Consider the following 13,354-nt stretch of genomic DNA (forward strand, 5'->3'; position numbering starts at 1 on the left):
TTCTACACCGTTTTCTCACCAACAGCCATGTACAGCTGTCTGAGAATGGAATGACCTTCCGTATTCAGCATGTTTCGCCATGCCACAGATAGCTTGCCCAGCGCCTTACTGGACAAATAACCGTCACGCACCAACTGCACAGGTATGCCTACACCCTCCGACTTTAGAAACATTTCGTACCCGAGAAGCTCACTGTGAGCGCAAATGACTTCGAAATCTATTTTTCCGAGTCCGCCTTGTTTTAGCACCGTTGGCAGTTCACGACCGATTTTCGGGTTGCCACCTTCCGCATAGCGTGCCGCACAGTAGGCATCATATAGTTCTCGCAATTCTGGTACATGTGGGGTGGTCATGATATGCATCTCGAAATCATTGTCGATGAATACCGCTTTGCCACCTGGCTTTAACAACCTCGCTACTTCACGAACCGCACCAACCGGGTCGGGCAAATGCTCCAATACAAGTCGCGTAATGGCAAAATCATAGGAATCGCTGGGTAAGCCCGTTTCCATAATCGATCCCGCGACAATCTCAAATCGATCCGATTGCGTTTTTGTCAAATAGTTTTGGGAATAATCAACGAGAAGAGGATCGATCTCCAATCCCGTCACTCTGCCATTCGGAAACGCCTGCATGACCTTTTCCATCACGAATCCCGGGCCCGAGCCCAGCTCTATGACCGACATCCCATCTGTCAGACCAAACTCAATATAATGCTTCAGCTCCTTATCCCAGAACAGCTCCACCTGCGATTTCAAGCGTTCTATTTCTACCTCAACATTCGTTGCAATGTTTGCGATTTGATAAGAACCTTCCATGTTATTCCCTACCTCCGCTGTTCAGATATCGATTCGTTTAAAAAAGCCAAAATCTCGCCCGCAACAGCTTCCCATTCAGGATCAAGCATCATATCATGACTGATATTTGGGAAAAGAACAGGCTCGATTCCGTATGCTTTGCCAATTCGGCGCGTTGTTTTCTCAGAAATCATCCGATCCTGCTTGGAGCCGATAACCAGCATCGGAGCTTTCGCACTGATGGTTTTTGGAACAATTTTTCCATTCATCTCAGTTCTTGCTTTCAGTGATTCTGGCTGCAAGAGCTTCACCCACTCGTCCTTTTTTTCCATCGGCAGCTCCTTGGAAAAAAAGACATTGGCAAGCAGCGAGGCATCTCTTTTTTCGTTATATGTAAACAACTGCATAGCTTCTTTAAAATTTTTGAACATCAATCGGAATAGGTCACGCATCCCGCCATGTGGAGGAATCGAGGCAACGAGTACGGTACCCGAGATTATATCTGGATACTGGTGCAAGATCTTCTGCACAATTCCTCCGCCCATGGAGTGCCCGATTAGGACTGGCTTGTTTTTTAGACGACCTATCACTTCAAGAACATCATCCGTGTAATCCTGTAGGGTGTAGGTATGAAGATGGTCAAAGCCGTCACTTTCACCGTGCCCACGAAAGCTCAGCGCATAGGAAGAAAAGCCTTTGTTCGCAAAATAAGGAAGGAAGTTTTTTTCCCAACACCATGCTCCATGACATGCTCCATGCACAAAAAGAAGAGGCGCTTCGCTAGAAACGCCCTCAGGATGGTATTCTACTAGTTCCAAATTCATTTTCGCCGTTCCTTTCTTATTTGAGAGTCATTCCTTCTTTACTTGCTCGAACCTGTTAAGGCGTAGATACGCTGATTCAAAAGGTTGGCTGTCTCCTTGATCAGCATTTCACCAATTTGATCAACATGACGAGCTCTCCAGCTTTCAACAGCGGTTCCCTTCACCCATTGATTAAAAGAACCTAACGCAGGACCGCAGTAAATCTGATAATCTACTTTATAGCTTTCGGCCCCATCCAAAGCCCAGTCAAAACAGCGGTTAAAATACCATTTGAAAAGTAGCGCCATCTTGTATTTAGGCGTTCGTTCCGCTCTTTTCAGTTCCTGAGGTGGGCAAGTCGTTTTTATTTGTTCATACACTTCTTCAAAGCTGCGTTTAAAGTACTTTTCCTGAAGCTGCTGCTTGGTTTTCTCATCGATTTCATCAAGCGAGTTGTATTGACGATAAAGGTCGTGCAATTTGTTCGCTCTCGCTGGAAAAAATAAGCCTTTTTTCAACACCTGAATTTTGGCTCCCATTTCAAACATCTCACCCGCTGGGGCATACTCAGTGTCTTGAACATTGGCCAACTGCAATGCATCCTTCACCGACTCGCTGGTCGCCGCCTCCACTGTGCACTGGTTAATCGAACCTGTGACAATATAATCTGCCCCAAGCATAAAAGCGACCGCAGCAGCCTCAGGAGTTCCAATCCCACCTGCAGCCCCGATTCTGATCGGCTTACGGTATCCGTACTTTTGCATGAGGTTATCTCGGAGCCTGATCATTGCAGGCATCAAAGCAGAAGCTACGCCGTGATCAGTATTCCCTCCTGAATCCGCCTCCACCGTTAACTCATCCGCCATCGGAACTTCTCGTAACAGACTCGCTTCTGCCCTTGTAAGCTTTTGTTCTTGCACTAATTTTTCTATCAAGTACTCAGGTGCAGGACTTAAAAAGGCTTCTGCTACCTCAGGCTGAGATACCTTGGCAAAAATCTTGTTTGCCGCCTCCACTTGCCCGTTCATCCCTCGTCTTAATCCTTTAGCCCGATAGATGATCAACGCAGGGGTAATCGCCATAAACGCAGATGCTTCAATCACCCTCACTTGATAGGCAAGATACAGATCAACGATTCTTTCTTCCATGGATGGATCACTTGGATGATGCAACAAATTCATCCCGTATGGCTCCCCTTGCTGTAGTTCACGTTGAATCTGTTGGATGGCTCGCTCGATTCTATCCAGCTGCAAGCCACCGCTTCCGAAGAAGCCCATCATCCCGGCTTTCCCCATTTTTATGACCAGCTTTTCCGATGAAATTCCCTTGTACATCGCTCCTGCCAGGTAGGGATATTTCAGATTGTAGTCCTGTTTAAATTGCTGATTTCCCAGCGAAGAAGCGGTAATCCCTTTTGGCTGCTCCACGTTGTTCGATATCTCTTCCGCCTGTACAGTGATAGCAACCGGCTTTGCCTCTTGTTCCATGTTTTCCTGCTCTTCTTCCACGTCTATGATCAGCGGCTCTGCTTCATTTCGGATCGTAGTAACCAACTTGGTCAACACAGTACCAGGGCCGACTTCTTCTATTTCGTTTTCCCCCACGGCCAGGAGATATCGAATGGTGTCATTCCACTTCACTGGGTGTGTAATTTGTTCAACCAAATTCCGTTTCACATCGTTCTGCTTATAGGGTCTTGCATGAACATTGGAAATCACAGGAATGGTCATACTGGAAAACGCGAACTGATTCAAATAGTTCTCGAAGCTCTGCTTCGCATCACTCATGTAACGGGAATGGAATGCTCCGCTCACCTTGAGCGGTATGTATACTTTTACGCCCGCTTCCTGAAAAATGGGGTTGGCACGGTCGATATCTTCTTTCCGACCTGCAATCACAAATTGGGAGGGAGAATTGTGATTGGCAATATCGATGCTGGTCAGATTATTTTCATGTAATACGCGTTCCACTTGCCCCAAAGTAAACCCGATCACAGCCGCCATCCCTCCACCGACGGCCTGACTCATCAACTCGCCTCTTCTTTTCACCAAATGCAGTCCTGTCTCAAAATCAAATACCCCTGATGCAAAAAGCGCGTTGTACTCACCCAAGCTGTGCCCCGCCACATAGTCAGGTTTTTTCCCGGTTTCCTTCACTTTTTTCAGATAGCTAAGCGCATTTACCACGTACAGAGCAGGCTGGGTAAATTGCGTTTTACCTAATTGTTTGTCCGGATCATGCAGACATAGTTCTTTGATGGAATAACCTAATATCTGATCAGCTTTGGCCGTTATTTCTGGAAACTCATCAAAAAGAGAGCCCCCCATTCCTTTTATTTGGGAGCCCTGCCCTGGGAAAACATATGTGGTCATTTTTCTGCCATCCTTTCTATTTGTTTTCAAACTTTTCTTTGAGAATAACTGCTTAATGCGCTCTACATTTTCGCTATCCTTTTTAAATGGCGTGATAATCGAGTAGCATTCTGACTGTGAATCTTGCCGCAGATTTCGCTTTGTAAAATTACTCAAGTTTCCTGCTGGCCCCAAATCCAAATAGATGTAGCTTTGCTGTTTCTCCAGCTCTTGGACAGCTTTTGGAAGCTGCATTGGCTTTCGCACCACTTGCCAAAAGTAGTCAACTGGTAGTTCCTTCATAATTTCACCATGAACACACGATACGAAGGGAAGCTGGGGAATTCCAAATGATTTCTGTTTCAATACCTCCCGATAATGTGGCTCAGCCGGATCGATGTAAGAGGAGTGAAAAGCGTAAGATACGGGTAGTCGTTGACAAATAATCCCTTTGCCTTTGACATAATCCTCCATGCGTTGTAGCTGATGACTGCTTCCGGCAATGACAAAATGCGAATGAAAATTTACCGCTACCAACTCGCTATTTCGATGCAAGAGCGGGTCTTGGTCATACAAATCGGGATTGTGGAGAATCGCAAGCATACTCCCTTTCTGACAATACGTTTCGTAAAGGGTGGCTTGTTCAACCACGAGTTGCAGCAATTCTTCCACGGGCATGATCCCACACACAGCCGCCGCCGCAAACTCCCCCAAGCTGCTCCCCAGACAATAGTCGGGCTTTATTCCGCTTTCCATGAGAACCTGGGCCAGAGCGTATTCCACCATAAAAATGGCGGGATGCGTATAAAGGGTGCGATCAAATAGGTCATCTCGTCGTTTCGTGTCATCATATAACTGGGCAAGGACAGACTCCCCGATCAGGGTATGTACCTTTTCATCTAACCGAAGCATCCATTTGCGAAATACCGGATTTTGATCAAAAAGGTCTTTTCCCATTTGGTAGTACTGAGACCCCTGTCCAGAAAACATAAACACCAAAGGCTTTTCCATGTATGATGCACCCCTTGTTTTTATAAAAGGTTTTTATAAAGAAAACTCCCCACAGCCTGGTCAATTGACCGCTAATGGGGAATTCATAAGCGATTTGTCATGGATTGTTCTATCTCCTGAAGTAGATCCTTTACTACAGCAACACTCCACTCCGTTTTTTTCGGATAGGTGATCGAACATACATAGTCACCAAGGATATAGGAGGCAGTACGGTATTGTGGAAAGTTGTCAAAAAGACTAAACACCACCTCATCCCTTACCTCTACTTGGCTTATTTCATAGATATGAAAAGAAGTTGTTAAGCCAGTCTTCAAAACTTTGGATAACGCTTCCTTGACCGTCCAAAAAAGAGTGAGGGTCGTTTCATAGGAATAAGGCAAGGATGACAACAAGCTGCTCTCTTTCACAGTCATTTGCGTCTCCAGAACTTTATTTCTATCAACGCTAATTCTCTCCATATCAATCCCCATCGGTAGTTCCTCCGAAAAAGCAATGGCAGCGGCAAAATCATCACAGTGGGTGATACTCACTTGGACATTGGTTGTATTCGGCAGGCTTGCGACAGGGTGATGAAAAATGCCCTGTTCAATACATATGCGATCTAAGCTGTCTTCTCCAGTCAAAAACGAAATGGCTCTTTTGGCGACATATCTCCCTGTCAGGTAGCTCTTTACTCTCCGCTCAAATTCCAGACGAAAATAGTACTCGAATTCTTTGGGGTGCAAGAATTTTACTATTTTCAAAAAATCTACGGGAAGAGAAAAGTAGCCCATGCACAAACTGGCACGAAACTCTTTATCTGTACTTTTTATAACGAATTCTTTCGTAAAAATCTGTGGGAACACATGCAATCCAATCTCCGCCTTCTCTCGTTCTACGACTATGCCAAAGGGCAGAGCTTCCCCGGTTCGTGGGTAAATAATTACACACTACCGTTTCTCCGTATGACCTCCCTCGTTCCTTTAACGTGCCGAAACATCGATTAAATTCCCTAAGAGATTTTACTTTCGAAAAGAAGCTTATGTAGCTGATTCTTTCTATTTATACAGAATGTTACAACAACCGCATTTATTGCATAACGCGAAAGAATTGGATATATTTAGTATAATACCACAAAATTTGAGAATTCATCTACTCAATCATTCCTATTTTTGAGAAAGCAGTAAGCACTCCAAATACTTACGAATCTACTTCATAATGAAAGGATTGCTCATCTTGAAATGGTATGCCATCTTTGTAGAATCCGGTAAAGAAGAAGTCGTTCAAAAGTACCTCAAACTCTATTTTAATGAGCAGTCTTTAAAGTCCGTTGTGCCGAAGAGATTGGTTCCTGAGAAAAAGTCAGGCATTGTGTATAATGTCCTAAAGAATATTTTTCCTGGATATGTACTTATTAAGACTGAAATGACTAACGAAATGTTCCACAAAATCAAAAAAATTCCTAGAAGCTTGCGTTTGGTCAATAACGGTAGTTACTATTCGCAAGATCAGGGCGCTTATTATTCGAGCATTGACGAAAAAGAAATCACCCCGATACTCCAGCTCATGGGGAACGGTGAGGTTGTCGATTATTCAAAAGTTTATGTAGAAAATTCAAAAGTGATCGTAGAGTCTGGCCCCCTCAAAGGACTGGAAGGCATTATCAAAAAAGTGGACAAGCACAAAAACAGGGCTAAAATATTTTTATCCTTCATGGGAGTAGAGAAAACAATTGATGTGGGAATTGAAATTCTTTCAAAACCTTTGTAATGGGGTGCGTCGCGTACGCGCCCTTTTCCTTTTTCTTCCTCATCACTTTATTGTTCGACATTGTAACCTCCCCTCCTGTCCGACAAGCAGTCATATATTTTCCTTATACAAGCACGCATTCCATCGTAAAAACATAGGCTCATGGTAGGTGTCATTCGAATAAGATTGCCCTGCTTTCAATTGGGAGGGGCAGACAAACGTTCGATGTTCGATCTTTCAAAAGTGTTAGCTCCTTATTCTTGTTTGGAAAGGAAATTGTCTACATGGTTTTCTCGGACGAAGACAACATGTTTACTAGTCAGGCTGCCATTTTCCTTGCAGCCATGAGCTATCAGACTTATCTACTATATTTTGAAGGGGAGCTTATCTTACCCAAAGGTTTTCAACTCCGATACACCATTCGAGCTTCGGCTGACGTAGAGAATCCTACTGAACATATGTATGGTTTTGTGGCCGAATCAAAAGAAGAAATCATCATTGCCTTCAGAGGGTACGCAGCATATCCGGCAGACCTTTTGGCAGCCTACGACATCCTACAAATTCCCTATCCTTTTGTTACAGAGGCAGGGAAAACCTCACGTGGATTTACATGCCTGTATCAGTCAACACGAGATCGGTTACTCAGAAAAATAAATCAGTTTTCTGCATCAAAAAAGCTGTTAATTACTGGCCACAACTACGGTGGCGCACTGGCTGTACTGGCAGCTTTAGATATTGCGGTAAACACGCAGTTTAGACACCCAATCGTTTATACCTATGGCAGTCCGCGTATTGGTGACCCCCACTTCGCTTCTCGCTTCAATAAAGTCGTTCCAAATAGTCTGCGGATTGTCAATATTCACGACTCTTTCCCTACCTTCCCCGATCAAAAGTATCCGCCTCCTTTTACCCAGGAAGGCATCTACTATCAACATGTAAAAAACAAGTTTCCGATCTCGTTTCAACTGAATAATACACCTCGCAACGATAGTATCGCCTGCTATTTCCAAAGCCTCACTCAGTTTGACCCTGATTACGCCCAAACGCTCTGTGTGGAAAATCCGGGGTTTTGTCCCGATACCGATACGTGTATTCCGTTTCAAGGGAAATGCTAGCTTTCACAACCTTGAAACCTAGAAAGGGAGACACATGAATGATCGATCGTATATATAACAGCAAAGATGCGATTTTACTTGCGGCCATGGTCCATCAGGCCTATCAGCTTTTTGAAGCAGATTCTCTTGTCTTGCCAAAAGGGTACCTTCAGCGCTTGACGATTCGAGCATTGGCTGGGGTTGAGACGCCGGAGCCAGAGGTATTTGGTTTTGTAGCCGAGTCATCAGATAGTATCGTGGTTGCTTTTCGGGGAACACGCACGTTTAACGACAATGAGTCTGATCAAGATTTGTATCAAGTCCCCTATGGTTTTGTCAGAAAGGCAGGAAAGACCCACCGCGGGTTTACTTGCATTTATCAATCCGCACGAGATGAATTAATTCGGGAGTTGAGCAAGCTCTCTAGATCGAAAAGACTATTTGTTGCGGGGCACAGTTTAGGGGGAGGTTTGGCCGTACTTGCTGGCTTGGATATTGCCGTGAATACGAGGTTTACGCGACCTTTTGTGTATACGTATGGGAGCCCTCGTGTCGGAGATCCTGTCTTTGCTTCCCGGTTTAATGAGACTGTAGCGAACAGTATTCGGATCGTGAATGTTCATGATATTATTCCGACTTTGCCTTCCAAGGTGTACCCTCCTCCGTTTACGAAAAAAGGATTGTACTACCAGCATGTGGATCGGAAGTATTTGTTGGATTTTCAGTTGAATAGTTTAGCAGTAAGGAATCATGAAATTGTTTGTTATTTTAAGTTTCTGGCGCAGGAGGAGCCCGGGTTTACGGAGAGGCTGTGCGTGGAGAATGAGGGTTTTTGTCCGGATACAGGGATGTGTGTGCCGTTTTTAGGGGGATGTTGATTCCATTGAATCACTCTCTTTTTTTATGCCCTGTTTATCCACGCCGGAGAGTAATCTCTTAAAAAAATTATTGATAATCATTTTCAACAAGACTATAATGGTTATAATTTCCAAATATTTACTTTCGCTCTTGAATGAGCAAAAAAGGAGGCATTACGATTATGAAAAAAGCTATTTTAGCAGGGGCATTAGGTATCGCAGTACTTACTGGTGGATATTTGCCAGGATTGGAAGTCTCAAAAGCTAGCGCAGCAACAACGGCTTTAGACATGCAAGAGGTTACGAAATACTATTCTCTGAGTTCATACGAAGTGACGCAAAAAGAATCTTTTTCGCTTAAAAAGGGAGAAGAACTGACGATATTTGTAAACAATTCAGGATTCCCGATCTCTTATACAGTCTTTGATGCGGATAATCAAGTGATTGGTACATACCCTGCTAATTCACCGTACGGACGCGTCTTCCAAGTAGAAAAAGACGGCAATATTTCTGTACAATTTCAAGCTGGAGCGAATTCTTCCTATATGAAGAAAATGAATTTTACAGCTAAATTCTCACTTTCTAAGCGTTAGGCGTATGTAAAAATAGTAAGGGGCTGTCTCAAAAGTCGCTTTTTCCACTAAGAGACAGTCCGCTTACATTCATTACTGATTCATAAAACAAAGTTGTCGACGCTAAGGAAATAGGCTCAAAAAACAAGAAACCCCCTTGTCTACCAAGGGGGTGAGATAAATTGTAACGCTCTGAAAGAAGCAGTCTATAAGTACCATACAATCATACATGAATGATCCGTTTATAAAGTTAAAATTTACAAATGGGGCAACCATTTTTCCCCGTTCGATTGAAGTCGAGTGGGAAATGGTCTGTGTCGCTCATTGCTCCTTATTTCTTTAATTCTTCTGGAATTTCAGGTTTCCCCACGAATCCAAAGGATGCTGTAGTTACTGCCAGTACCGCAACGAATGAAGCAATTGCTGAAACATGCTTCGCTACGAACATCATCGCTTTATTTCTCATCTTTTCCACCTCCTTTCAGTGGAATTAGCGTCAGTGCTTGCACAAAAAAGGTTTTAACCAGTGTCTCGCTTTCTATGAAAAATAATGAACTAACGATGGTAATTGAGATGATCTTGAGGAGTACAGTCTGATTCTGTTTGAATAGTCGTGATTGCATTTCCATATCTTGCGGAGCAAAAAGTGCTACCAGGACTAATGTGATGATAATAATCGGGGTGACAAAATCATTAGGTAGAGGAATAAGAGGGATGAATACAGCTCCCACTATACTTGTCATGGTGCAGTATACAGACGATGAATAGTGAAATCCTCCTGAAAATTGACGTAGTATCAAAAATCCGGCCAATGTGAGTAATGTTCCCTGAAAGGTCCCTACCACGAGTGAAATGATGAGGCTAATCGTAATGATGAGCAGCATGTTTATGATGAGGATTAGCCCAAATTTCATGGTAGGGACTGACTTTGTTTCATGTGGATTGATCGACTTTAGTTGTATGGCTATTCTTTCAGCAAGAGTTTCAATCATATTCCCCATCCCTTTTTATAGCCAGCCATGCCAGTATCGTGATTCCGATTGCCATCCCAAAGAAAATCCACACTAAGGAAGCAATTCCATATGTACTTGCTAATTTAAACAAGACCGTTATCAATACACCTGTTACAATGATCAGTGACAAAATCACCATGTTGATTCTATGGTAAATAAAGAAAGGCGCTCCGTCTCTGACAAATGTAAATTGCAGTCCAAATTTCCTAAGTCCATAGCATAATGCAAAGGTAAGAAGTGCGGAGATTGTCTGGAATATGAACCCCGTGTTGATGGTTCGATCCTCTAAAGCTTCAATTGTCTCTAAGGTTCCTATGACGGTCAGGAAGAACACTTCCATCATCTGAATCCCCAAGTAGATTCCTGCTGTTATAATAGTCATTAAGGCAGCATGTCCCCAATTCACGTTCCATACCAGGATTAATGCCCCAAAGATTATGACGACTTGAGCTATGGTTGCATAGTCTCCATATGGCGTAAATTGTCGCAGCCCAAACGAGAAAAGCATTAATACCAGACTCACAAAGAGAATCCGATTGATATGCACAAAAAAACCGAACCTAAATAGCGTAGTCATAAGAGCAAATATTGCAAGGTATTCCAATGTTGAAAATAGGACAAACAGCATGGAACTTTTTCACCTCAATTACTTATATGAGGGTTATATTCTACTAGAAACGACAGATTCCTGCTTTAATTTACCAGATTTGACATTTTAGAGCGTTCGAGTGTCATTGAGCTTAGAAGTATGAGTTTTGAAGTAAAGAAGTGCTTGAGGTACAAATTATCAAGATGATAACATTGGCGTTTTTACGACCTTAGGGACAGCATTGTCTCCTCGAAACCTGAACAGAACGTATAAACCTGCTCCTAAAGCTCTAACTCCTTCAAACATTAGTGAACCCAAAACAAAAACCGCCCGGTTATTTACCCGAGCGGCTTATTCATCGTGTGTAGCCTTCTTATAGAGCGTCAACCTTCAAATCATCATAATTAAGTGCTCTTCATGAAGAACAAAGGTTATGTTAGGGATTGTAAGATGAAGGACTCATTCGGCACTGGGTAGCCCTACCAAGCCAAATACGCACAGTTTACGATTTTTCTTCACACACTCGAATAATCTCTTTAGGTATTGACTCAAACACTAATATCTCTGGTTTTGGATAAGGTCTTTTTAGCAAGTATTCTTGAAGTGTCATCATGCTATCCCAATACAACTTAATCCAATGCTCAATGCTTTCTCCCGTGTCAAAGTTCAAGGCTTCTTCATCAAAATCCTTGAAATCATCGTAGAACGCTTGGTCATAGATAGAAATAGATATCTCACTATCAAATACGAGAATTTTATCCGTAAACATAGGAAAACAAAACGACTTAAAAAAGCGATTAGATATATCAACACCTATAGCTTCTTTAAAATTAACCCAATCCGGGATACCAAAAGGTCTCAAACTTTCAGTCTTTTCATTTTGTACTCTACCACCGTTACTATAACGATTATTAGACTTTGTAAAGTATTGTATTCCTTCTTGCATGACTTGTTCTTCCGAAACAAAATGTGCGTGATTTTCAGGTAAATAAGCATGATACAACAATAATCTCACTTTCTCTCACCCACTCACTCTTTATTTCTTGGCACATAAGGGAAATGTGAACTTCTGGTAGGATCATCTAGATGTTCAAAAACTCTGTGACTTCCCGTTGGAGTATCAGGTGTACTGATGTTTCCGTCAAATTCTTTATAATACTTGGTGATCCGGTTTGGATTCGGATTATTTGGATTTGGCCAGTTTGAAAATGCCTTATCCGAATTAGTCATTGTTTCTAGCCTTAATTTCTCTACATCAACATCTTTCCCATATTGTGACCTATTAGGGGTAGAGGGTCTACTTGGGTCATACAGGTGCTTTTCAGAATGTGGATTGACAAAATCTTTGGGATTGCTTCCCCCACCGGGTTTTGTAGGAACAGGGGCTTTGCCCGTCCCCTTCTTTCCCTTCTTTAACGCATTCACTATATCCTTAACATTTTTACTTCTCCCCAACGTCAGTGCATGTACGGCAAGCCCGCTGATTGCAAGTGCATCTTCGAGATTGATATCCTCATCCCGCAACGTATCCAAATCTTCTTGCATTGGCTCGATAAAGCCTTCCTTTACAAACACTTCAATACCCTTTGGTAAATCCTCCGCTGCCTTTTTCAAGCCTTTTGGCAAATCATTAGCAGCTTTCTCCAAAGCCCCTGGCAACTCACTTGCCGCTTTTTGCATCGCAGCAGGAACGTCTCCCAACATCGAGATTCCTTTGACGAAATTATCCCACATGCTAGGCTTTTCCTGCGGCTTTTCGCAAGCTGGTCCTTGTCCAAAACCAGCAGCAGACGGCCCGCTATTTGTTGACGACTGATTCCCAATCGTCACACCACCCAAATCCTGCCCGTCATCTTCAATCTTGATCTGCCCACAATAGAAACACATATTTGTTGATTTATTAAGCAATGCCGGATGACCACCGACCATTTTGTCCGCTTTTCCATCTATCCATGGCATTGTTGTCAGAGGTGTGCACGGCATTGGTTTAAGTACACCATTGTTGGCTGCTGTGGCAGAAGCGACTGTGGGATTTTGTAAGCTGCTGCACTTTCCGAATGGCATGATATTTACGTTGGGAACAAAATCCATGATGTTCATTTGCGGCTTTCCTTTTACAAAAACACCATGGCTGAACGGCATTTTCAGCCGACTCTGTTTACTTCCGCTGCTGCATGATAAAATGGCTCCCACAACCACGTAGCTCTTGCGTTCAGCACTTGACTGCTGGATATTGATACCTTCAATATTGGGCAAACAGTCTCCTCCTCTCTGTAAAGGTTTCTATACAGATGGGAGATTCTCATGTTGATCGATACATCCGATATCCAATCTATATATAAAAAGGAAATAATGCCCACGTAATGAAGTATCGGATGTGGAACGCACACTAACAATAGACACAAAGTAACAAACACACCATTATAACCATAGGTTTTTAGAACCACAAAAAGCCACTCGGTTCATTCCCGAGGGCTTCTTCATCATAGATTACCTGAGTATATATGCATCTGCTCTTCTTTAAAAACGTCATTCCGCC

At 43.0% G+C, this 13,354-nt stretch carries 12 protein-coding genes and 1 pseudogene; 4 read left to right on the top strand and 9 right to left on the bottom strand.

The features are described from left to right. Positions 1-2: 2 nt before the first annotated feature. The 4 genes from KB186_RS12980 to KB186_RS12995 form a co-directional block, all read right to left on the bottom strand. Positions 3-818 (bottom strand): methyltransferase domain-containing protein, encoded by an 816-nt coding sequence (locus KB186_RS12980; protein WP_173608320.1) that lies wholly within the window; start codon positions 816-818, stop codon positions 3-5. A gap of 8 nt (positions 819-826) precedes the next feature. Further along, complete coding sequence (locus tag KB186_RS12985) at positions 827-1,621, bottom strand: alpha/beta hydrolase (RefSeq protein WP_173608321.1); 795 nt, start codon at positions 1,619-1,621, stop codon at positions 827-829. A gap of 38 nt (positions 1,622-1,659) precedes the next feature. After that, positions 1,660-4,962: an ACP S-malonyltransferase gene (fabD, locus tag KB186_RS12990; RefSeq protein WP_232773766.1), complete on the bottom strand. Its 3,303-nt coding sequence runs from the start codon at positions 4,960-4,962 to the stop codon at positions 1,660-1,662. Positions 4,963-5,045: 83 nt separating this feature from the next. Beyond that, positions 5,046-5,585 (bottom strand): 4'-phosphopantetheinyl transferase family protein, encoded by a 540-nt coding sequence (locus tag KB186_RS12995; RefSeq protein WP_232773767.1) that lies wholly within the window; start codon positions 5,583-5,585, stop codon positions 5,046-5,048. A 592-nt stretch (positions 5,586-6,177) separates the two neighbouring features. Here KB186_RS12995 and loaP point away from each other — a divergent pair. The 4 genes from loaP (at position 6,178) to KB186_RS13015 (ending at position 9,234) form a co-directional block, all read left to right on the top strand. Continuing rightward, the gene (loaP, locus tag KB186_RS13000) at positions 6,178-6,711 is read left to right on the top strand and encodes an antiterminator LoaP (protein WP_173608323.1); all 534 of its coding nucleotides are present in this window, start codon (positions 6,178-6,180) and stop codon (positions 6,709-6,711) included. Positions 6,712-6,974: 263 nt separating this feature from the next. Next, positions 6,975-7,805 carry a lipase family protein gene (locus tag KB186_RS13005; protein ID WP_232773768.1) on the top strand — a complete coding sequence of 277 codons (831 nt, stop codon included), beginning with the start codon at positions 6,975-6,977 and terminating at the stop codon, positions 7,803-7,805. A 38-nt stretch (positions 7,806-7,843) separates the two neighbouring features. Continuing rightward, the gene (locus KB186_RS13010) at positions 7,844-8,662 is read left to right on the top strand and encodes a lipase family protein (RefSeq protein WP_173608325.1); all 819 of its coding nucleotides are present in this window, start codon (positions 7,844-7,846) and stop codon (positions 8,660-8,662) included. Positions 8,663-8,823: 161 nt separating this feature from the next. Then, complete coding sequence (locus KB186_RS13015) at positions 8,824-9,234, top strand: hypothetical protein (RefSeq protein WP_173608326.1); 411 nt, start codon at positions 8,824-8,826, stop codon at positions 9,232-9,234. Positions 9,235-9,544: 310 nt separating this feature from the next. On the opposite strand, the gene KB186_RS13020 is transcribed toward KB186_RS13015, so the two are convergent. The 5 genes and pseudogenes from KB186_RS13020 to KB186_RS13040 all read right to left on the bottom strand — a co-directional run. Continuing rightward, positions 9,545-9,679 (bottom strand): cyclic lactone autoinducer peptide, encoded by a 135-nt coding sequence (locus KB186_RS13020; RefSeq protein WP_173608327.1) that lies wholly within the window; start codon positions 9,677-9,679, stop codon positions 9,545-9,547. Further along, positions 9,669-10,205, bottom strand: coding sequence for an accessory gene regulator ArgB-like protein (locus tag KB186_RS13025; protein WP_173608328.1), 537 nt, complete (start codon positions 10,203-10,205; stop codon positions 9,669-9,671). Before KB186_RS13025 ends, KB186_RS13020 begins: the two co-directional genes overlap by 11 nt. Next, positions 10,198-10,854, bottom strand: a complete 657-nt coding sequence (locus KB186_RS13030) for a hypothetical protein (RefSeq protein ID WP_173608329.1) — start codon at positions 10,852-10,854, stop codon at positions 10,198-10,200. The genes KB186_RS13025 and KB186_RS13030 overlap by 8 nt, the downstream gene beginning before the upstream one ends. Positions 10,855-11,317: 463 nt before the next feature. Next, a complete protein-coding gene (locus KB186_RS13035; protein WP_173608330.1) occupies positions 11,318-11,830 on the bottom strand; it encodes a DNA polymerase III in 513 nt (170 codons plus the stop codon). Between the two features lie 824 nt (positions 11,831-12,654). Further along, positions 12,655-13,071, bottom strand: a pseudogene (locus KB186_RS13040) (DUF4280 domain-containing protein); the annotation flags it as partial. Between the last annotated feature and the right edge of the window lie 283 nt (positions 13,072-13,354).

The organism is Brevibacillus sp. AF8 (assembly GCF_021270385.1).
In the GTDB taxonomy this organism is placed as follows: domain Bacteria; phylum Bacillota; class Bacilli; order Brevibacillales; family Brevibacillaceae; genus Brevibacillus.

What these genes read in the sequence shown, in the direction of transcription:
- KB186_RS12980 (WP_173608320.1), bottom strand. Translation starts at nt 818, where the DNA reads ATGGAAGGTTCTTATCAAATCGCAAACATTGCAACGAATGTTGAGGTA.
- KB186_RS12985 (WP_173608321.1), bottom strand. Translation starts at nt 1,621, where the DNA reads ATGAATTTGGAACTAGTAGAATACCATCCTGAGGGCGTTTCTAGCGAA.
- fabD (WP_232773766.1), bottom strand. Translation starts at nt 4,962, where the DNA reads ATGGAAAAGCCTTTGGTGTTTATGTTTTCTGGACAGGGGTCTCAGTAC.
- KB186_RS13005 (WP_232773768.1), top strand. Translation starts at nt 6,975, where the DNA reads ATGGTTTTCTCGGACGAAGACAACATGTTTACTAGTCAGGCTGCCATT.
- KB186_RS13010 (WP_173608325.1), top strand. Translation starts at nt 7,844, where the DNA reads ATGATCGATCGTATATATAACAGCAAAGATGCGATTTTACTTGCGGCC.
- KB186_RS13015 (WP_173608326.1), top strand. Translation starts at nt 8,824, where the DNA reads ATGAAAAAAGCTATTTTAGCAGGGGCATTAGGTATCGCAGTACTTACT.
- KB186_RS13020 (WP_173608327.1), bottom strand. Translation starts at nt 9,679, where the DNA reads ATGAGAAATAAAGCGATGATGTTCGTAGCGAAGCATGTTTCAGCAATT.
- KB186_RS13025 (WP_173608328.1), bottom strand. Translation starts at nt 10,205, where the DNA reads ATGATTGAAACTCTTGCTGAAAGAATAGCCATACAACTAAAGTCGATC.
- KB186_RS13030 (WP_173608329.1), bottom strand. Translation starts at nt 10,854, where the DNA reads ATGCTGTTTGTCCTATTTTCAACATTGGAATACCTTGCAATATTTGCT.